Source organism: Paraglaciecola chathamensis S18K6 (assembly GCA_000314955.1).
GTDB classification, from domain to species: Bacteria; Pseudomonadota; Gammaproteobacteria; order Enterobacterales; family Alteromonadaceae; genus Paraglaciecola; species Paraglaciecola chathamensis.
Map to the genome: position 1 here is coordinate 175,826 of BAEM01000033.1, position 19,305 is coordinate 195,130.

Below are 19,305 nucleotides of genomic sequence, written 5' to 3' on the forward strand. Positions count from 1 at the left end.
AGGATAAAGGCATGGAAAAGATTTTAGTGGTCGATGATGACCTAGGTATTCAAAAACAATTGAAGTGGAGCTTCTCAGGGTATGAGGTCGTCTTCGCTGATGATCGTACAACAGCTATTACTCAATTACGTCGTCACGAGCCCAAAGTAATTACCCTTGATTTAGGCTTACCGCCCGACCCAGCGAATGCCACAGAAGGCTTGGCGGCCCTACAGGAAATTCTCGCTTTGTCGCCTAACACCAAAGTCATAGTCGTGACGGGCAATAACGATAAAGTGAATGCGTTAAAAGCCATTGAGCTAGGAGCGTATGATTTTTATCAAAAGCCCATCGACTCAGACACCATTCAAGTTTTGGTTAGCAGGGCTGCGCAGCTTTACGACTTAGAAAAAGAGAATCGTCATTTGTCTGCTGTAGCACCCTCAATGGATCGAATCATTGGTAACAGCGAGCAGATTTTAGCGGTAAGCAAAAAAGCGGAGCGTATCGCGCAAACTGATATCAGTACTTTGTTGCTAGGCGAAAGCGGCACGGGTAAAGAAGTATTCGCCCGCAGTATTCATGAACACAGCTTACGTAAAAACAAAGCATTTGTGGCCATCAACTGTGCGTCGATACCAGAAAATTTACTCGAAAGTGAGTTGTTCGGTTATGAGAAAGGGGCGTTTACTGGGGCGAACAAAACCACGCCTGGTAAAATTGAAAGCGCCCAAGGCGGAACCCTGTTTTTGGATGAAATCGGCGATATGCCCGTAGGGTTACAAGCAAAAATGCTGCGCTTTTTACAAGAGCGGGTTATCGAACGGGTGGGGGGGCGCACTGAGATCCCGGTCGATATTCGGGTGATATGTGCCACCCACAGAGATCTAACCGCCATGGTGGCTGAGGAAACCTTCCGAGAAGATTTATATTATCGTATTGGTGAAATTAACATCATGATCCCGCCGTTACGTGATCGTGGAAACGATGTGATTTTGCTGGGTAAAACCTTTTTAAATCAATATAACGAAGACTTTAAAACCAAAGTCAAAGGTTTCAGTGACAGCGCTGCGCAAGCCATGCTCCAGCATCGTTGGCCGGGAAATATTCGCGAATTACAAAACAAACTTAAGTCAGCAGTGATTATGGCAGAGTCTGCTTATATTCAACCGGATGACTTAGGCCTACAGGTTAACGAAGAGCAAAGTGCGATGCGCACGCTCAACCTGCGTGAAGTGCGTGAAGAGGCTGAAAGTAAGGCTATTCGCTATGCATTCCAAGTGGCAGAGCGCAATATGTCACGCACAGCTGAATTGCTTGGCGTGACACGTCCAACTTTGTATTCACTGATTGATAAATACCATTTAGAGGACATTAAAACGGGCTCTTAACCTATTTTTTCAATTGAGTGAGCTGGTATTGGTGTAAAACGTTTTTTGTTTTGGGTATGCGTAAATGCAGTGGTTTAAATACGCTTTGGCGTTGTTGTCTTTGGTTGGTTTGTGGTTTATTGGTTTAGGCCTTAGCACCTTTATTCCACTGCCCGCCTCCTTGCTGGGCCTGCTGATATTGCTGTTAGGTTTAGTATGGCTTAAACGTATTCCTCATGCGTTATTAACCGTGTCTCAATTTGTGCTTGGGCATATGTTGGTGTTGTTTGTACCAGCTACTATGGGTATTTTGCTTTACGGTGAAACACTTGCAGATAATCTGCTGTGGTTAGTATTAAGTATTGTTATCAGCACACTGATTAGCCTTGGTATTACCGCGTGGGTGTGCCAATGGCTGTGGCAGGCTAAGACGGTTAACTCGCCCGCCTCCAATGATAATGAATAACCCCAGAGCACAGCTATGCTAAGCACCTATAGCGCCCAAAACCCGTACCTATCAGCCATTATTTGGCTGACTATCACCATAGGTGTTTATCTAATCTCGTTGGTTATCTTTCGTCTGTTAGGTCGCCGTCCTGTATTTCACCCCATGATTTTCTGTATTGCCCTTCTGACGATTGTGCTTTTCTATGCTGGGGTAGGGGTCACGGCATATCAAGCCCATACCAATGTACTTACGTGGTTATTAGGACCTGCTACCGTGGCATTGGCTGTTCCGCTTTACACACAGCTAAGTAGTATTCGACAAAATACATTGGCTATTATGCTCCCCATTTTGATAGGTGGAACGATCGCGCCTTTTTTAGCCCTTGCTGGGCTATATTTCGTGGTGCTAGACAAGCATGTCAGACTGAGCTTATTAACCAAGTCCATTACCAGCCCATTGGCAATAGAAACCAGTCAACATATTGGCGGTATTCCAGGCCTCGCCGTAGTCATTGTTATTTTCACAGGTATCGTTGGGGCTATTTTCGCTTCTGTGGTTTATCGCATTTTTAAGATTACTTCAGCCCCAGCACAGGGCTTAGCACTTGGCACGGTAGGCCACGCCATAGGCACCGCGCAAGGGTTTCAAATGAGCCAAAAAATTGGTGCCTTTGCCACGTTAGGTTTGTGCATTAATGGCGTGCTTACGGCCATCATTCTACCGATTATTTTTTTCCTCATCAGCTAGTGGTACGAATACTGCTAACTTTTTCGTTAAGTTAACAATTACCTTGCGTTGTAAACGTGAGGTGAAGTCCTCACGGGTTAGTAAATTTATGCACAAAATAACGAGTAATTCAGTACAGTATTGGCTGTTAGTGTTTTTCACTAGTGTCTTTTTAACCGCGTGCGGCGGCGGTGGCTCTTCTGATTCGAATGATAACAATACGCCGGATGTCATAGTGAACGCGGGCCCAGGTGCCACGGTGAACGAAGGAACCACAGTTAGCCTACAAGGTGATGCCGTGGGTACCACAGAAGCTCTTACTTTTGCTTGGTCGTCATCTCCCACGTTGGCGATAACCCATGATGATACAACGTCAGGGGTGGCGTCATTTGTCGCACCGACCACAACAGAGACCTTAACCTACCGCCTTACGCTGCAAGCGACTGATGGTAATGGCAATGTAGGATCTGACAGTTTAGACGTCACAGTGTTACCTCTTAATACGCCCCCCGAGGCGCGAATTACCTACCAGCCCATTGATGGTTTTTCAAATAACCTGTTACCGGCAGGGCGTGAAATCACCTTAATGGGTGATACCAGCACTGACGCTGATGCGACGGACGCAGATGACCCTATTGCCGCATATCAATGGCAACAACTTGCCGGAGTCGATGTTCTCGCAGGGGTGAGCCGAGATGCAAGCAGCATTACGTTAACAACCCCTATTCGTGATGAAGACAATGACCTAACATTTGAGCTCACCGTGACGGACCAAGAAGGCGCAACAAATACCCAAGCGCTAACGGTAACCATTTTAAGCGCCAGCCATAATGTACCCACAGTTGATGCTGGTGTGGATCATCAGGTGTTTTCTGGGGAAAGTATTGTGCTATCAGGCGTAGCAGACACCACTATTCCCTCAGCAAAACCACTAACCTACCTATGGTTAACGGATTCCTCATTAGAGCCTGATATTGCTAACGCCAACGTACTGCAAACCTACGCTGTTGCACCTATGGTTAGCACCAGTCAGGTACTAACCTTTACGTTAGAAGTGACGGATGCAAACAACAATGAAGTAGACGACAGTATTAGCGTCACGGTAAACCCCTTTCCCCGCAGTTTAATTAACGATACCGGAGTAACACGACAAGGCAGCACAAACGCCATTAATAGCTCTCACCAAGGGGACTACCCGGGACAAGACGGCCAGCGCGGTCGAGATGTCATTGCCACCAACAACATGTTAACCAAAGCTGGTCGCGGTGAAGGCGGATTTGATTTTACTCGGTTAGACAACATTGGTGATGAAGTCGATGATACTAGCCAACCTTGGCGGTGCGTGCGTGACAATGTTACTGGGCTCGTTTGGGAAATTAAGACCACCAATGGTGATTTACACGGCAGACGCCATACGTACAGCTGGTACTCAGAAGAAAGCAACGGTGGTTATAGTGGGCCGTTAAACCCTGCAACGCCAAGCTGTACTTTGGGTGACTGTAATACCCAAGCCTTTGTAGAGGCTGTGAATAGCGAAGGCTTGTGCGGTTTTTACGATTGGAAATTACCCAGTCATAATGAGTTGTTGTCTATTGTTCACTTTGGCAAATCGACAAGCCCCATGTTGGATACAGATTACTTTCCTTATGCGGATAGCGGGCAAACCAGCATCTTGTGGTACTGGACGTCACAGGCCAGCGTTGATGGTACCAACGAAGCTGCGCAAAATGCATGGGCAATTGACTTTGCTAGCGGAAACGACAATTTTTTAAATAAATCTACAGCGGCTAGCGTGCGCTTAGTCAGAGCAGGTCGATAATATGAAAAAGTTACTGTTTTTAATGTTTATCAGTGTCAGCAGCTATGCACAAACGTGCCTCGATGATGTCAATGAAACGGCGGATGAAGCGCAATTTGTGGTTAATACAGATGGAACGGCCACGCATACAGCCAGTGGCTTAATGTGGATGCGATGCAGTGTAGGGCAAACCTATAGTGCTGAGAGCTGTGTCGGGGAAGCCGATGAATTGAATTGGCAACAGGCGCTAGAGGAAGCTCATGGATATACCTTTGCCGGTTACAGCGGTTGGCGTGTGCCTAACTTAAAAGAGCTTGCTACCTTAACTGAGCGAGCTTGTGTGCGCCCAGCAATCAACGAAACGGTATTTCCCAATACCTTGTCTGATGATTACTGGACTTCAACTCCGTCACTACTTGATGCAGACCGAGCATGGGTAGTCGCTTTTTTTAATAGCAGTAATGCGTTGAAAGAAAAAAGCTTATTTGTCTATACCCGACTGGTCAGAACAGTCGATTAACCTATATTTTAATTCGATTATCGTATCGCGCTTTTAAATTTGGGAGATAGTGGTCAGAATATCTCGGTCTTTTAAAGTTAGCGATCCGATATGCGTTTTTTGTGGTTAATGTTTCTGGGCTTTTACGTGACAAGTGTGAAAGCCGATTATAAATGTGATGTAGAGCTAAACTACGGCTTGGTGGTGACAAGCGATCAGATCCGTATCATCAATGATTCCCGCACGGTTTATCAAATAAATAACGACGACCAGCTTATCGTTCAGGGGCAATGGATAGAGCTTTCTGTGCAGCAGCAAGCGGAATTAAAAGAGCTCGCTGAAGGTGTGCACCATGTGGTACCCAAAATGATCCTACTCGCCAGCGAAGGCGTTGAGCTTGCTATAGAAACAGTAGAGCATGTGTATATCGGTTTAGTGGGTGAAAAGCATGAAAGTTACCAAAGATTGCGCTCGTCACTCGCCAGAGTGCAATCTAGAGTCAAAGAAAAGTTTATTCACGCCGGCAGTAATTTCTATATGGGACCTGGCACCTTAGAAAATGTTGATGATTTAGTCGACCGTGAGCTTGAAGCGCAAATTGAAGAAGCCATGAACACCTCGTTAGGAGGAATTTTATCAGCGATCGGCGGTTTGGTGTCAGAAAGCACCAGCACCGAAGAGAAAATAGCGAAGTTAGCTGAGAAGATTGACAATATTGGTCATTCAGTTGATGACCGAATTACCCAGAAAAGCCAAACTCTGCAGCAAAAAGCACATTGGTTTTGCAATGAATTTAAGCGTTTAGATCGTGTTGAAGATAGATTACGCAGTGATATTCCCCAGCTTGCAAAATACGATGTGGTCACCAGTGAGCAAGGCCACACTCATTAAATTTTTCACATCAATTTAGCTGATAAATTGGTGTGGGCTGTCGTATTCAAACTGCTTATTTACCCAGAATAATATAATATAGCCGCCGTTTTTCAGCAGTCAGAAGTATTACATGCGTTTGTTTCAACTAGATGCCGTTGAATGGCTACAAAGCTTGCCCGCCAACAGTGTCGATTTGGTCATTACCGACCCACCTTATGAATCTTTAGAGAAACACCGTGCCAAGGGAACCACTACACGTCTAAAACACAGCAAGTCATCAAGCAATGACTGGTTTGCGATTTTCCCTAATGCGCGATTTGTAGCGCTAGTAGAAGAAATCTACCGTGTGCTCAAGAACAACAGTCATTTCTATTTATTTTGTGACCAAGAAACCATGTTTGAAATAAAACCTTTGGCAGAGGCGGCGGGCTTTAAATTTTGGAAACCACTAGTGTGGGACAAATGCGCTATTGGCATGGGGTATCATTATCGCGCGCGTTATGAATTTATTCTTTTTTTTGAGAAAGGCAAACGCAAATTACAAGATTTAGGCATGCCCGATGTACTACAAGAAAAGCGTGTCTGGCGAGGGTATCCAACCGAAAAGCCAGTGCCTTTGATTGAAAAGCTGATTGGTCAAAGCTCAACGGCTGGGCAACTGGTTATCGACCCCTTCTTTGGTTCAGGAGCCACCTTAGTGGCTGCGCAAAACCTAAACCGCGAATGGCAAGGCGCCGACGTTGCCCCATCAGCCCATGAGCATGCAGCCAAGCGATTAAAGGCATAACAAGGTATCGCAACGTATTACAACGTATTACAACGTATTGCAAAGTATAAAAACGGCATAGGCGATGAAGTGTTACTGAGTTGCGCTACACCAACATTTCTAGCAGCGAATTGAGGTAACGCCTACCAAGGGGCGTGACCTGCCAATGGGTATCTGTTTCAGCAAGAAGGCCCTTTTTCACCGCAGTGGCTAAGTTGGTTGCTAGCGTTGTTTGCTCCTCAAGTTTTAAACCGGTGAAATCAGTGAAATCTTGTTTAGGGCAAGGCTCTAGCAAACGTAGGCGATTCATAAAAAACTCAAAAGGCAATTCTTCGTCTTGCACGTTATGTTGTTGATGCAAATATGGTCGAGTCAGATCCATATAACCCTTTGGGTGTTTTACCTTCACAGTACGCAATATTTGGCCTGTATCTTTCACGGTAACTTTACCGTGTGCGCCGCAGCCTATGCCTAGATAATCCCCAAAACGCCAATAATTCAGGTTGTGCCGACACTGCTGACCCGCCAAGCTGTAGCCTGATATTTCATACTGTTCATAACCTGCTGCAATGAGCATGTTGTGGCCTTGCTCTTGAATGTCCCACAGTATGTCGTCTTCTGGCAGAGTAGGCGGTTTAGAGTGAAACTGAGTATTGGGCTCGATGGTGAGCTGATACCAAGATAAATGTGGCGGTTGTTGGTCAATGCCTTGGCGCAAATCGAATAATGCGTCTTCAATAGACTGCTCAGGCAGGCCGTGCATTAAATCGAGATTAAAGCTATTGAGACCAGCATCACGAGCGTAACTAGCCGCATTAAGGGCCTGCTGCTCGTCATGTATGCGGCCGAGTCTTTCCAATTTTTCTTGTTGAAAACTCTGCACCCCGATAGATATCCGGTTCACACCCGCTTTAGCAAACCCCTTAAAGCGTTCGCTTTCCACTGTACCTGGGTTTGCTTCAAGGGTTATTTCGGCATCAGCTGCTAAATTCACGCGCTGGCGAACACCTGACAATAACCTGCCAATAGCCTCGGGTGAAAACAGGCTAGGGGTGCCACCACCAATAAATATACTGTGTACGGCACGATCACCAATTAGCTTGGCATCGTGGGCTAAATCATCCAATAAATGACTGACGTACTCGGCTTCGGGTAGTGTCGCTTGTTTTTGCCCATGGGAGTTAAAATCACAGTAAGGGCACTTTTGCACGCACCAAGGAATGTGAATATACAAAGACACAGGCGGTAACTGCAGTGTTTTTGATTGGCCTGCGCTAAGCGTTGCGTTTGTCTCTGTTGTGTCGCTGGCATAACGCACGTTAGTGTTCAAGTTCAGCGCTCAATTTAACCAGCAACTGTTGCAAGGCTTGGCCGCGATGACTTAAGGCATTCTTTTGCGCTTTGCTTAACTGCGCAGATGTGCACTGCTTTTGTTCTACCCAAAATATAGGATCGTAACCAAAGCCACTGTCACCGCTGCCCCCATGAGTGATCGTTCCGTGCCATTCACCTTGGCAAATAATAGGCGTTGGATCTTCACTACTACGCATATACACCAACACACATAAAAACCGAGCTTGGCGCCTAGCCGGTTCGATTTCCTGCAGTGCCCCGAGTAATTTATCAATATTGTCGCTATCGGTCGCATTGCTACCAGCATAGCGTGCCGAATATACGCCAGGGGCTCCACCTAAGGCATCAACCGCTAAACCTGAATCATCAGCGATAGCAGGTAAACCGGTAATTTTGGCTGCATGGCGCGCTTTGATGATGGCGTTTTCAACAAAGGTGGTGCCGGTTTCGGGCTCTTCAGGTACGTCGAACTCGCTCTGTGGAACAATGTTTACTGCAAGAGGAGTAAGCAGCTGACTTAATTCAGACACTTTGCCTTGGTTACCGGTGGCTAATACGATTTTACGTGTCACAGGGGCGCTCTTTGGTTTGTCTTGATTTGCGTGAATTTTACCTGTTTCGCGCCATAATTGATATTGCGCAGTGGCGCTCTTTTAGCACTCATATGTTCATTTTTAGCAAAGGTGAGTACGGCAATTACACCTTGTAGTGAAGTGGTAAATTATTTAGTCTTAATGTTGTATCTGTAAATTTACCCTCAACAAGTGCAAGGATGCTTTATGATTATCCCAGCGAAATTATTGATAGTGAGTAGCGCAAGCCTGATAGCCAGCTATGCCTTAGCTGCTAACGACACCCCCTCTCAAGCCGACGCAAATGCGCATCCTATTGCCGTGAGCGAACCCAGTACAGTGCTTTTAGAGTCTGCTAAGCTGGCAAAACCTATAAAGCGAGTTGCGGCAAACTACCCTATACGCATGGCTCGTAAAGGGGCAGAGGGCTGGGTGCAACTGAATTTTGTGGTAGGTACTGATGGTAGCGTCAACAACATAGTGGTCGTTGATTCAAGTGGCATGGAAGATTTTGAGAATGCGGCCGTCAGGGCATTAAAAAGCTGGGAATACAGCCCCACGTATGTCGATGGTAAACCAATTGAACAATGTCACAACGATATACAAATAGACTTTAGGTTAGACGGAGGACAAAGAGGGGTTAGACGCAAATTCAAGCGTAATTATCAAAGTGTGCGTGAAGCTTTAGACAGCAATGATATTGCCTTAGCACATGATTTGACTGAAAGCATGAAGGGCAAAGGCTTGCTCAATAGCATAGAATTTACCTATTATTCGTTGCTACGTGCTGACTTGGCAAAGGCGCAAAACGATGGGGTTTCAGAGCTTCAATACGTCGAGCGGATCCTAAACACTGACAAAAAAGGCGAATACGTGGGGAGCGAAGCCTATCGCTTGTTGCTAAACCGGCTGTTTGTGCTGCAACTAAAGCAGGCGCAATACCTTGACGCTTTAGATACATTTCAGCGTGTGGAAACCCAAGAAAATAACGAAGATAATATCGCTTTACTCAACCCTTACGTGACCAAAATACTCGACTTACTCGAAAGTGATCAGGTGATTTCTATTCCGGGTGAAGTTAAACAAGACGGTGATTGGTGGCACGGATTAAGCCGAAACTCTTTTAGTTTAAGCAACGTGAGCGGTACGCTTAAAACAGTAGAGTTACGTTGCCATAACAAAAGAGAATTGTACACAGCGACCACAGATAGCACATGGAACATCCCAGAAAGTTGGGGCCGCTGCAGTGTAAGAGTGGTAGGCGATACCAACAGCCAATTCACCTTACTGGAAATACCTAAACACAGTTAACAAAGCTGATTTTCGACTAGCTAAAGGGGGATATTCGCTCACGTAAATACGCCCCTGTCACCACCCACACCTAGCTGCCGCAGTACAAACGCAAATCGCACAAATCATCAAAATGATACAAATAGGCAATTTTTAGCGACTATCTCGCCTGCTAAGTAAGTACCTTGAATATTATAATGCATCACATGATGCAGTGTTTATATTGCACACACCGACATCTTCGGTCACACACCTATGCTCAAAGTAGAGCGTGACCGCTTAAACAAATATTCAAAGGTACATTATGACGACGAACAATCAATTTGGCCCTGACGGCTGGACACCAGCGATGCTCGATTCACTTGAGGGTAAGACCTTTCTTATTACTGGCGCTAATACTGGCGCTGGGTTTGAGGCTTCGCGCATTTTGCTCTCTAAAGGGGCGAATGTGGTGATGTTGAACCGTAACTCTAATAAATCAGAAATGGCGATAAACAAGTTAAAAAATGAATTTGGTCAAACAACCAAGGCGAGTTATATCCGTATGGATTTGGCAGATCTTGCATCCATACGCCAAGCCGCAAATGAGGTTTTAGCGAAGGTAGCGAAAATTGATGCGCTTATCTGTAATGGGGCCATTGCCCAAATCGCTACTCAGCAGCATACAATCGATGGCTTTGAAAGCCAGCTTGGGGTGAATCACTACGGTCATTTCTTACTCTGTGGGCTGCTTTTTGCAAGAATTGAAGCATCGCAAGGAAGGATTGTCGTGGTAGCCAGTGAAGGTCACAAAATGGGCTTAAGAACTATTCAGTTTGACGATATGAATTGGGATAAAAACTATCATCCAAATAAGGTCTATAGCCAAAGTAAACTTGCCCAAATGATGTTTGCGTATGAGTTACAAGACAGGATCAAAGCAGCTGGTAAGGGGGTAAAGGTGTACGTGTGTCATCCTGGGGCATCAAACACCTCCCTTATCAGAGACAGTGCAAGTTTTATGACCCGAATATCTTGGTCGTTCATGGTCAAGATAGGCCTTGCTCAAACGGCTGAAAAAGGCGCCTACCCAGAGGTGATGTGTGCCACTCAAGGGAGCTTGAAAGAACGTGCTTATTATGGCCCTACCGGGCTCATGAACTTCGGTGGACCGGTAGGTGAGGGAAAGCTTGAGTCTTTTGTTCTAGACAAAGCCGTGTTAACGAAGTTGTGGGCTATTTCTGAGAAAGAAACAGCCTTTAATTGGTCAATTTAGCCCAGCTAGTACCAGCTCATGTGTAGGCAACAATAATGAAAACAGTCATTTTAGCGATAGGAATTTTTATGTTCACACCAGTACTCTCAACAGCCAGCAACAACGGTAATGAGCTGAATGTTGCACAACCGGCTACACACGTTACGAATGGCGTAGCGAAAGGTACTCGTATGGGCGTAGCTAAATGCTCTGGTCTGGACGCAGACCAAGAGGTTGTGCAAGACAGTCAAGGAAACACCTATCAAACAGTGCAAATTGGCGGGCAAATTTGGCTCGCTGAAAATCTAAGGACGACGACCTTTCAAGATGGAACGACAGTGAATACGGGGTTTATTCCTGATGATGATGAAAAGAACCTTTTACCCTATGGCAGGCTATATGATTGGCATGACGTGGTTGATGAGCGAAATATTTGCCCACCAGGATGGCGTGTCGCCTCAGACAATGATTGGAAAGCGCTGGAGCGCACCATTGGCATCGCTGAACCGGAGGTAAACAAAGAAGGCTGGAGAGGACAAAACGACATTGCCATTACGCTTAAAGCTCACCAGCCAAACACAGTGTTTAAAGAGTTTGATCAGGCTCAGGTCAATAAGTATCAATTTTCTGCGCGCCCTGCTGGGGTAAAGCTCGCTAACTGGTATCTCACTCAAGGTATGTATAGCGAATTTTGGACCAGCAGCAGCGCAGCGAAAAAAGAAGCTTACGCGAGAACCTTAGCTTATTCGTGGTGGAATTCACATAAAGGGGAAATTCGCCGAACAACCCTTAAAAAGAGTTATATGTTGTCGGTTCGATGTGTAAAAAACTAGCTAAAAAAGGAACAGCTACAATCGTGAAGGGCATGATTTTATGTGCCGTTTTACACCTAATGGGATGCGCTAACTCAAAGACAGACGTTCTAATATATGAACCAGATGATGAGCTAGTTGTGCTTGCTCATGGCTTGGGAAGAAGTGGCTGGGCAATGTGGCGCTTAGCTCAGCGATTGGAAGACGCTCAGTATAAAGTGTGCCGGTTAGACTACGCCACCTTTGGCGTTAGTGTTGCTGACGCGCTAGCCGAAACACGTAAACAGATTGATGATTGCACAGCGCAAGCGCCTAAGGTGCATTTTGTCGGGCACTCCCTGGGCGGCTTGGTCATTCGTGCTTATTTACAAAATAACCAACAAAACCTGAAAAAAGCGCGAATGGGTCAGGTTGTACTTATTGGCACCCCCAATAAAGGCAGTGAATTAGCTGACTATTTAAGTGATTCGTGGTTAATGAACGCGGCAGGGGGAATAACACGGGCATTGGTTACAGGGGATAACAGCTTAGGTAACAAGCTAGATGCCTTAGATGTAAATTCAGGCCTGAAGTTAGGTGTGATTGCAGGTACAAAACCGTTGGCGCTTACCAGTGCGCGATTTAATGGGCCAAATGACGGTTTGGTCTCGGTCGCATCAGCAAGGCTAAGCAACATGAGTGATTTTATTGCAATTGAGGTGAGTCATTCTCAAATGCGCTATAACGCAGAAGTGGCAGAGCAAACGGTACGCTTTTTACAAACAGCTCATTTCAAGCATGAGTGATACCCATTTCATTAATTAAAGGATTTGGTATAAATGCATCTCATAAAAAGCCCCAGACATTGCAATGTCTGGGGGCTTTTTAAGGTTGTAGGTTTCACCAACAAATTATTGGCTCGTTGCTACCAAGCTAAATACAGCGCTTAAAGGGAAGGGCTAACTGCGATTCTTTTTCTTTTTGGCTTTTTTCTTTAACGGGATCCCGGCGGCTTTTTTCGCACGCTTGCTGATCTTTCTTTTGGCTGGTGGCTTCGCTTCTTTGTTTTTCGGGCGTAGTTCGTCTATCACTCGGCGCTTAAGGGGCTGCTCGGTGTAACGTTCGATTTTCGGTACTATGGCAATGTCATGCGCTTCTACCAAGGAGATAGCGGTGCCCTTATTGCCTGCGCGGCCTGTACGGCCGATACGATGCACATAAACATCTGCGGTGCGCGGCATATCATAGTTAATGACATGGCTGATGTTTTCAACATCAATACCCCGCGCGGCGACATCGGTGGCAATTAATATTTTGACTTCACCAGAGCGGAATTTGGCCATCGACAAATTACGTTTGTCTTGGGGCATTTCACCTTGTAGCCAGCACACCGTAAAACCGTCACGCTCAAGAATTTGCTTTAACTCGTTTAAGCGGTCACGGGTTTTTACAAACACCACGGCAGATTCTACTTGATGGGTAAGAATGTGCTTTAACAAAGCATATTTATGTTTTGCATCGTCGGCCAGATGCAACCATTGGTGAATCTTTCCTTGTTCTTTGCGACTTGAAGCGGCTTCTAATTCTACTGGATCGTTGAGTATGTCTTTGGCAAAACGACTAATGCCGGCACCCTCTAAGGTAGCAGAGAACAACATGCTTTGTTTACGCCAGCGAGCTTCTGCTGAAATTTGATTGACGATGGATGAGAACCCCATATCTAGCATGCGGTCAGCTTCATCTAAGATCAGGCATTCAATATCGCGACAATCAAAGCTTTCTTGTTCTATGTGTTCAAACAAACGACCTGGTGTGGCAACTAATATATCGAGGTTTTTTTCAAGCGTGTCTTTGTCGGTACCGTAGTTAATGCCACCTGTTATAACGCCGCATACTATGTCTGTGTAGCGACTTAACTCAAGCGCTTGGTTGTACACCTGCTGGGCAAGCTCTCGGGTCGGCGTTAAAATCAAAATACGCGTTGAGCCCGGGTGACGGCGCGGGTAGTCGAGTAAAAATTGGCATACAGGCAATAGAAACGCAGCGGTTTTGCCGGTGCCCGTTGGGGCGGACGCGAGTATGTCTTTGCCTTCCATCGCCGCAGGAATAACCAACTGTTGAATACTGGTAGGTTCGCTGTAGCCTAAATCGGCGACTGCGCGGCAAAGTTCATCATCTAATTCTAATTGCTCAAACATGGCGTATATATGCTTCTTAACGTTGTACTTAATATTAAGGAGACCAGAAGTGTGTTCAGCCCCCGAGAATTTGTGCTAACTGCCTAACTAGTTGCTAGGGTAGCGCTGTTGTAACCCTTGATAAACCTGATCGCTGTAATCGGGCAGGGCTATATCTAGGGCGTTTAATACCTCGACTAGGTGCTCGTTGTCTTCACGGCCGTTCCATAGCTTTAAATAGGAACCTTCTTTGTAGCCGTTATCTTGACGGAAGAAGTTTAGAACATTTTTGCCCACATATTGACGATAAAGCTCGTCGGCGTTCATCTCTGCCTGCTCAACAATTTTGATAAACAAAGGTACGTCAAAACGATTGGCGGCGCACAAACCTGCCATGAGTTGTAAATTATCGAGTATATCTAAGCGAGTGAAATCATAGTCTTTGCCATCAAAGGTGACACTGCTTGTATTTGATGCAAGCTGCTGGGCAATCGTGCTAGAGGATTGCTCTATGTCGCCTTCAAACTGAATGATGATTGACGATAACGCAAAATGCCAAATATCGACTAATTCCATCTGCAATTGAGGTAAGTCTTTATGTTGGGCTTTCCACCACTTCCACCCATGGTGCTCAATGCCTTCAACCGATTCAATCATAGCGGCGCGTAAATACGCATAGTTTGCGCTAAGCCATTGAGGGTTTACTTTACGGTTCATGCCGTCTTGCAGTGTTAGCATGGTGTTTAATTGAGTGGTGGATAACATGGTAAGCCTTGTGTGTTCTGTTTATCGTTTGAGTGCTACAAAAGCGGCTGACTATTATGCCACGTTTGCAGCAATAGCATGAATGCGTTTTTGCCTCAGTTGCTGTTTTATTTCTGCACCCTTGTAACCAGCCTGCACTATTTCTTGTACGTTTACCTCTTTGGCGACCAAATATGCCTGCCAAATGTAATCTGCATTAGGGTAATCGCGTTCTTCAAAACCGGTTCTGCCTTTGGCATCGGCGGTGCAGGCTAATAGTAAATCGGCAAAGCGTTCTGGTTTACGCCACACGTCGCACTTATCGAGAAAATCGTTAATGGTCGCCGGCTTTAGCTTAAAGGCATGATGCACATGACTATGGAACTCACTCGTTAATAGGGCTAAATCACGACAATCGTTGGGTACTTTTACTCTTTCGCAAAGCGTGTTTATGGGCGCAAGGCCAAGTTTTTCGTGGCCTTTATGAGACGGCCATAACGCCGGATCTGTTAGGCCCTTACCTAAATCGTGGACGAGGGCGGCAAATCTTACGCTGAGTTTATTTGAAACGCGCACTGACTGCTCAAGTACCATCATGCTGTGAACACCTGTGTCTATTTCTGGATGCCATTTTGCTGGGTTAGGAATGCCCCATAAGCAATCCAGTTCAGGAAACCACACCTTAAGCGCACCGCATTCTCGCAGGGTTTCAAAATACACTTGAGGGGTGTCTTCTAGTAGGCTATTTGCTGTTTCGACCCACACACGCTCGGCACTTAAATGACTAAGCTCGCCTGATCGCGTGATGTTAGCCATGAGGGCTTTGGTTTCATCTGCAATAGTAAAGCCGTAACTGGCGTAGCGGGCAGCAAAGCGTGCCACGCGCAATACGCGTAGTGGGTCTTCTTCAAAGGCATCAGACACATGGCGCAATACGCGGTTTTTCAGGTCTTGTTGACCGTTGAAAGGGTCGATAATGGCACCCTTATCGTCCATCGCCATGGCGTTTACGGTTAGGTCTCGGCGCAGTAAATCTTGTTCAAGAGTAACGCTGGTGGAAGTATCGCATTCAAAGCCTGCATAGCCTTGGCCTGTCTTACGTTCAGTGCGGGCCAACGCATACTCTTGCTGGGTTTTGGGATGTAAAAATACGGGGAAGTCTTTGCCCACTTGTTGATAGCCTTGTGCCAGCATGTCTGCTTCGCTGGCTCCAACGACGACCCAATCTTGGTCTTTTACTGGCCGCTCAAGCAGTTTGTCGCGTACGGCCCCACCTACTAAATATACTTGCATATACACCTTAAATATTAGAATCAGCCTATTATGCCTGATTAACGTGGCGAGCAAAAATGACGAATAAGCATAAAAGTACTGAGAGATTGTACTTACTCGTAATGAAAGGCCTGTAAGCGTACAGCATGGGTAAGAATCACCCGCCCGAAATTCTGTCGACATTCAATATCTCTTACCTTTGACAAGTTTGCATGAAGTCGTTAGTTTATCTTTCGCTTTTCCTCAATCGGCCACTAGAACCGCAGCTATGTATCTTAATTATTTCGGACTTTCAGATAATCCGTTCTCCATCGCGCCTAATCCTGCTTACTTATACATGAGCCCAAGACACAAAGAAGCGCTTGCCCATTTGACCTTCGGTTTAAGGGAAAGTGGTGGTTTTGTGATGTTAACGGGAGAAGTAGGGACAGGTAAAACCACTGTGTCTCGCAAGTTATTACAGCAGTTGCCCGACAATACTCAAGTAGCCATGGTATTGAACCCGACCTTATCTGCGATTGAACTGCTTGCCACAATTTGTGATGAGCTGGGAATTGATTATCAATATGAGCGAGCGAGTCTTAAATACTTTACCGATTTGATCCTCAACAAGTTGGTAAGTAATCACAACAGCGGTTTGAATACTATTTTAATTGTGGATGAAGCTCAGCATTTATTACCCGAAGTATTGGAGCAACTCCGTTTATTGACAAACCTCGAAACGAACCGTGAAAAGTTACTCAAAGTGGTGTTAATTGGCCAACCTGAACTGCAGCAATTGTTGAAACGAAATGAATTACGTCAATTAGCTCAGCGCATCACTGCGCGCTATCACTTGTTACCGCTTACCTCTAGTGAAGTAAAAGCCTACATTCATCATCGTTTAGGCGTAGCAAGTGGCGATAGCAGTGTTTTCAGTGCAGGGGCCCTAGGCGCTGTTTACCAAGTAACAGGCGGGATCCCAAGAGTGATTAATTTGCTTTGTGACCGCGCACTAACCCTTACTTTCACAAAACAAGCGCCTGTGGTGCATACCCACATTTTTTATGCCGCCGCTGAGCAAATTTTAGGGGCAGACGTGGTGGCCCAGCGCCGAGGAAAGCAGCGTAAGATACTGCTCGTTGGCTTATTTGCAGTGGCGTTTGGCCTAGGCTTTTTTGGAGGCAGTTGGTATGGATAATTTACTCAATATCGACGCATTAACGCCTGGCATGGTGATAGTGAAGATCACTCAGCAAAATGGACCGATTAAAATTCGTAAGTCTGGCTTGGTAACAAGCGTGGAGATGGTCACCGGGTTAGCTGAAATGGGTGTTCAACAGGTGGAAATTGATCCAGCGCAAACCGTTGAAATTGAACGCCCGAAAATTCAAAAGTCACAAACCCAAGAATTGTTAGAAAGTGATCGCGTTGGCGCCCATGGTGCAGATGCAGCGGTTTCTGATCAGTTTAATCGCAGTTTATTCTTACCCTCGGTACAAGCATTGCCATCACGTTGGCAATACTACACAACACCCATAGTACAAGGTTTACTGGTGGTGTTATTGGGTTTTGCACTGGGCTGGGGCGCAGCCCTAGCGCCGACGTTATTGGCAAAGTTAAACACGCCTGCGCCTCAAGCGAGTCTTCCTGTCGCTTTACCAGACGCCGCAGATACAGGTGAAGAAAAACACAAACAAAAAGAAAAAGTAATCGCCAACAAAGCGCCAAAAACTCAAACTAATACAACAACCCCAGAGGTTGCTCAGGAGGCTTTTAACCATCAATCTGCAAGCCAAGCGCAGCAAGAAGAACCTGCTTTGAGTGCTGCGGTGAATGATTCTGGAAATGTTAAAAGTAATGCGCCTCAAATCGCGGCCACGACTGAACCTAATGTTGCAGGCGAGCCAGAGCCAAGAATATCCGCTGATTTATTGAAACGCTTTGAAAAAGCGATTACCGAATTAGACAAAGAACCTGCGCAACCGTTTGAAACAACGCAAACCAAAAGCGAAGATACACCGCGTATCGATCAGCTGCCGGCTTGGGTGTTAACTCAACTGCCGCCGATGGTATTTTCAACCCATATGTATGCGTCTTCAGCACAAGATAGGTGGGTTAAAGTGAATGGAAAAAGCCTACATGAAGGGGACATCATCGCCGAAAAAGTGCGTATAGTGCATATTGAGCCGCAGAACGTGATCCTAAATTATCAAGGGCAAACGTTTAGTATGTCGGCGTTAAGTGAGTGGTAAGTGCATAAGAGCGCCGACCACCACGTAAAAAGTATGATTACATAGTAAAACCAGTTTTTACTATGCATAATGCCTGCTATACCCAGAGTTTTCCTTCCACAACTATGGATATTGCACAGATATGCTTGCCAAGGATTCGCACTACATCTTAGTTTTGCTGGTGGCCGTTTTTTTTGCCGGATTTAGCAGTGTTATTAACGCTAATACGCTAAACAGTGATGACCTAAACAATTCGTTCGCTGTGGGCGAACCTCTCGCTGTGCATGATCCTCACGCTGAGCGCGATCCTCTCGCTGTGGGCGATCCTCTCGCTGTGGGCACTTCTCTCGCAGTTCGCAATGCGCGCGTTATTGTTTCTGATGAAACAGATCCCATACCCAGCCCACTCACTGCAACCGACACTCGCATTCGACTTGCGACTGGGCAAGGCTATTACCCTTTTGTGTCTGCAAGCTTACCTCAAGGTGGCTGGTCTCAAGCTTTGATAACTCAAACGTTTCATCAAATGGGCTATGAAGTGGATATTCATATTCTGCCCTGGAGCCGCGGCAAAATGTGGACTGATGAACACAGGTTTCTAGGCACATTTCCTTATGTAAGATCCCCTAAGCGAGAGCAAGAATATTACTTCTCCGTACCAATTAATTATATACCTGTGCGTTTTTACGTAAGCAGGGCATCCAACATTACTGATATACAAGAGTTATCGGGGAAACGTTTGTGTCTTCCCTACGGGTATTCTGACGAGTTCGCTTCAGGGGGCATAGTTGACCGTTTAAATCTCAAAATTAATCGAGTGGTCGACGGGGCAGGTTGTATAGGGCATGTACAGCGAGGATGGAGTGACGCCGGACTGACCAATAGTTATGTGTCATTGAATGAAGTAACCAACACGCGCCTCATCGACGATAAGCTATTAGTGTTGCCTACTGAGGTTGAGCAGGTATCTGTGCATTTCATTATTTCAAAGTCGTACCCAAATGGGCGCGAATGGATGGATAACTTTAATCAAGCGTTTCAACAACTAAGCAAAGATGGCACTAAGGCCAAGATCGATCATATTTTTAGCCAAATCATCGACTCACCCTAGCCATGACCTGCTCATAGGTGAGCAAATCAAACAACACTTAAACTTGTTGAAAACGTTTTCTTTGAGTTTTGCTGATGCAGCTAACCTAC

The 19,305-nt window shown here is 45.8% G+C and carries 19 protein-coding genes; 14 read left to right on the forward strand and 5 right to left on the reverse strand.

What is annotated here, in order from left to right; all coding sequences use genetic code 11:
• Window positions 1-11 precede the first annotated feature (11 nt).
• The 7 genes from prsR (at window position 12) to GCHA_RS11840 (ending at window position 6,480) form a co-directional block, all read left to right on the forward strand.
• Window positions 12-1,370 (forward strand): PEP-CTERM-box response regulator transcription factor, encoded by a 1,359-nt coding sequence (prsR, locus tag GCHA_RS11810; protein WP_007988433.1) that lies wholly within the window; start codon window positions 12-14, stop codon window positions 1,368-1,370.
• Between the two features lie 64 nt (window positions 1,371-1,434).
• Complete coding sequence (locus GCHA_RS11815) at window positions 1,435-1,815, forward strand: CidA/LrgA family protein (RefSeq protein WP_007988435.1); 381 nt, start codon at window positions 1,435-1,437, stop codon at window positions 1,813-1,815.
• Window positions 1,816-1,830: 15 nt separating this feature from the next.
• Window positions 1,831-2,544 (forward strand): LrgB family protein, encoded by a 714-nt coding sequence (locus tag GCHA_RS11820; protein WP_007988437.1) that lies wholly within the window; start codon window positions 1,831-1,833, stop codon window positions 2,542-2,544.
• A gap of 88 nt (window positions 2,545-2,632) precedes the next feature.
• Window positions 2,633-4,342, forward strand: coding sequence for an Lcl C-terminal domain-containing protein (locus tag GCHA_RS11825; RefSeq protein ID WP_007988439.1), 1,710 nt, complete (start codon window positions 2,633-2,635; stop codon window positions 4,340-4,342).
• Between the two features lies 1 nt (window position 4,343).
• Window positions 4,344-4,841 carry an Lcl C-terminal domain-containing protein gene (locus tag GCHA_RS11830; protein ID WP_007988442.1) on the forward strand — a complete coding sequence of 166 codons (498 nt, stop codon included), beginning with the start codon at window positions 4,344-4,346 and terminating at the stop codon, window positions 4,839-4,841.
• A 90-nt stretch (window positions 4,842-4,931) separates the two neighbouring features.
• The gene (locus GCHA_RS11835; protein WP_007988444.1) at window positions 4,932-5,711 is read left to right on the forward strand and encodes a YggN family protein; all 780 of its coding nucleotides are present in this window, start codon (window positions 4,932-4,934) and stop codon (window positions 5,709-5,711) included.
• A 112-nt stretch (window positions 5,712-5,823) separates the two neighbouring features.
• A complete protein-coding gene (locus GCHA_RS11840; RefSeq protein WP_007988446.1) occupies window positions 5,824-6,480 on the forward strand; it encodes a DNA-methyltransferase in 657 nt (218 codons plus the stop codon).
• An 85-nt stretch (window positions 6,481-6,565) separates the two neighbouring features.
• On the opposite strand, the gene hemW is transcribed toward GCHA_RS11840, so the two are convergent.
• The gene (hemW, locus tag GCHA_RS11845) at window positions 6,566-7,789 is read right to left on the reverse strand and encodes a radical SAM family heme chaperone HemW (protein WP_007988448.1); all 1,224 of its coding nucleotides are present in this window, start codon (window positions 7,787-7,789) and stop codon (window positions 6,566-6,568) included.
• Window positions 7,779-8,384 carry an RdgB/HAM1 family non-canonical purine NTP pyrophosphatase gene (gene rdgB, locus GCHA_RS11850; RefSeq protein WP_007988450.1) on the reverse strand — a complete coding sequence of 202 codons (606 nt, stop codon included), beginning with the start codon at window positions 8,382-8,384 and terminating at the stop codon, window positions 7,779-7,781. The genes hemW and rdgB overlap by 11 nt, the downstream gene beginning before the upstream one ends.
• 207 nt (window positions 8,385-8,591) lie before the next feature.
• Between rdgB and GCHA_RS11855 the strand changes: the two genes are divergently transcribed.
• From GCHA_RS11855 to GCHA_RS11870, 4 genes are all read left to right on the forward strand, one after another.
• Window positions 8,592-9,695, forward strand: a complete 1,104-nt coding sequence (locus GCHA_RS11855) for an energy transducer TonB (RefSeq protein ID WP_007988454.1) — start codon at window positions 8,592-8,594, stop codon at window positions 9,693-9,695.
• 283 nt (window positions 9,696-9,978) lie between these two features.
• A complete protein-coding gene (locus GCHA_RS11860; RefSeq protein WP_007988456.1) occupies window positions 9,979-10,929 on the forward strand; it encodes an SDR family oxidoreductase in 951 nt (316 codons plus the stop codon).
• A 35-nt stretch (window positions 10,930-10,964) separates the two neighbouring features.
• Window positions 10,965-11,741, forward strand: a complete 777-nt coding sequence (locus GCHA_RS11865) for a fibrobacter succinogenes major paralogous domain-containing protein (RefSeq protein WP_007988458.1) — start codon at window positions 10,965-10,967, stop codon at window positions 11,739-11,741.
• On the forward strand, window positions 11,726-12,505 hold the full coding sequence (locus GCHA_RS11870) for an alpha/beta fold hydrolase (protein ID WP_039992371.1): 780 nt from the start codon (window positions 11,726-11,728) through the stop codon (window positions 12,503-12,505). The genes GCHA_RS11865 and GCHA_RS11870 overlap by 16 nt, the downstream gene beginning before the upstream one ends.
• Window positions 12,506-12,658: 153 nt before the next feature.
• Here the strand turns inward: GCHA_RS11870 and srmB are convergent, their stop codons facing one another.
• The 3 genes from srmB to GCHA_RS11885 all read right to left on the reverse strand — a co-directional run bounded on the left by srmB (window position 12,659) and on the right by GCHA_RS11885 (window position 15,913).
• Window positions 12,659-13,897, reverse strand: a complete 1,239-nt coding sequence (gene srmB / locus GCHA_RS11875) for an ATP-dependent RNA helicase SrmB (RefSeq protein WP_007988462.1) — start codon at window positions 13,895-13,897, stop codon at window positions 12,659-12,661.
• 87 nt (window positions 13,898-13,984) lie between these two features.
• Complete coding sequence (locus GCHA_RS11880) at window positions 13,985-14,641, reverse strand: dUTP diphosphatase (protein ID WP_007988464.1); 657 nt, start codon at window positions 14,639-14,641, stop codon at window positions 13,985-13,987.
• Window positions 14,642-14,695: 54 nt separating this feature from the next.
• Window positions 14,696-15,913 (reverse strand): multifunctional CCA addition/repair protein, encoded by a 1,218-nt coding sequence (locus tag GCHA_RS11885; RefSeq protein ID WP_007988466.1) that lies wholly within the window; start codon window positions 15,911-15,913, stop codon window positions 14,696-14,698.
• Between the two features lie 247 nt (window positions 15,914-16,160).
• Here GCHA_RS11885 and GCHA_RS11890 point away from each other — a divergent pair, with 247 nt between their 5' ends.
• The 3 genes from GCHA_RS11890 to GCHA_RS11900 all read left to right on the forward strand — a co-directional run bounded on the left by GCHA_RS11890 (window position 16,161) and on the right by GCHA_RS11900 (window position 19,216).
• On the forward strand, window positions 16,161-17,072 hold the full coding sequence (locus GCHA_RS11890) for an ExeA family protein (RefSeq protein ID WP_007988468.1): 912 nt from the start codon (window positions 16,161-16,163) through the stop codon (window positions 17,070-17,072).
• Entirely contained in the window at window positions 17,065-18,126 is a 1,062-nt protein-coding gene (locus GCHA_RS11895) for a general secretion pathway protein GspB (RefSeq protein WP_007988470.1), read from the forward strand. Before GCHA_RS11890 ends, GCHA_RS11895 begins: the two co-directional genes overlap by 8 nt.
• A gap of 121 nt (window positions 18,127-18,247) precedes the next feature.
• Entirely contained in the window at window positions 18,248-19,216 is a 969-nt protein-coding gene (locus GCHA_RS11900; protein ID WP_007988473.1) for a substrate-binding periplasmic protein, read from the forward strand.
• Window positions 19,217-19,305 lie beyond the last annotated feature (89 nt).

Bases quoted from the DNA above. Each gene is read 5' to 3' on its own strand.
- prsR (WP_007988433.1), top strand. From the start codon at position 12: ATGGAAAAGATTTTAGTGGTCGATGATGACCTAGGTATTCAAAAACAA.
- GCHA_RS11815 (WP_007988435.1), top strand. From the start codon at position 1,435: ATGCAGTGGTTTAAATACGCTTTGGCGTTGTTGTCTTTGGTTGGTTTG.
- GCHA_RS11820 (WP_007988437.1), top strand. From the start codon at position 1,831: ATGCTAAGCACCTATAGCGCCCAAAACCCGTACCTATCAGCCATTATT.
- GCHA_RS11825 (WP_007988439.1), top strand. From the start codon at position 2,633: ATGCACAAAATAACGAGTAATTCAGTACAGTATTGGCTGTTAGTGTTT.
- GCHA_RS11830 (WP_007988442.1), top strand. From the start codon at position 4,344: ATGAAAAAGTTACTGTTTTTAATGTTTATCAGTGTCAGCAGCTATGCA.
- GCHA_RS11835 (WP_007988444.1), top strand. From the start codon at position 4,932: ATGCGTTTTTTGTGGTTAATGTTTCTGGGCTTTTACGTGACAAGTGTG.
- GCHA_RS11840 (WP_007988446.1), top strand. From the start codon at position 5,824: ATGCGTTTGTTTCAACTAGATGCCGTTGAATGGCTACAAAGCTTGCCC.
- GCHA_RS11855 (WP_007988454.1), top strand. From the start codon at position 8,592: ATGATTATCCCAGCGAAATTATTGATAGTGAGTAGCGCAAGCCTGATA.
- GCHA_RS11860 (WP_007988456.1), top strand. From the start codon at position 9,979: ATGACGACGAACAATCAATTTGGCCCTGACGGCTGGACACCAGCGATG.
- GCHA_RS11865 (WP_007988458.1), top strand. From the start codon at position 10,965: ATGAAAACAGTCATTTTAGCGATAGGAATTTTTATGTTCACACCAGTA.
- GCHA_RS11870 (WP_039992371.1), top strand. From the start codon at position 11,726: ATGTGTAAAAAACTAGCTAAAAAAGGAACAGCTACAATCGTGAAGGGC.
- srmB (WP_007988462.1), bottom strand. From the start codon at position 13,897: ATGTTTGAGCAATTAGAATTAGATGATGAACTTTGCCGCGCAGTCGCC.
- GCHA_RS11880 (WP_007988464.1), bottom strand. From the start codon at position 14,641: ATGTTATCCACCACTCAATTAAACACCATGCTAACACTGCAAGACGGC.
- GCHA_RS11885 (WP_007988466.1), bottom strand. From the start codon at position 15,913: ATGCAAGTATATTTAGTAGGTGGGGCCGTACGCGACAAACTGCTTGAG.
- GCHA_RS11890 (WP_007988468.1), top strand. From the start codon at position 16,161: ATGTATCTTAATTATTTCGGACTTTCAGATAATCCGTTCTCCATCGCG.
- GCHA_RS11895 (WP_007988470.1), top strand. From the start codon at position 17,065: ATGGATAATTTACTCAATATCGACGCATTAACGCCTGGCATGGTGATA.
- GCHA_RS11900 (WP_007988473.1), top strand. From the start codon at position 18,248: ATGCTTGCCAAGGATTCGCACTACATCTTAGTTTTGCTGGTGGCCGTT.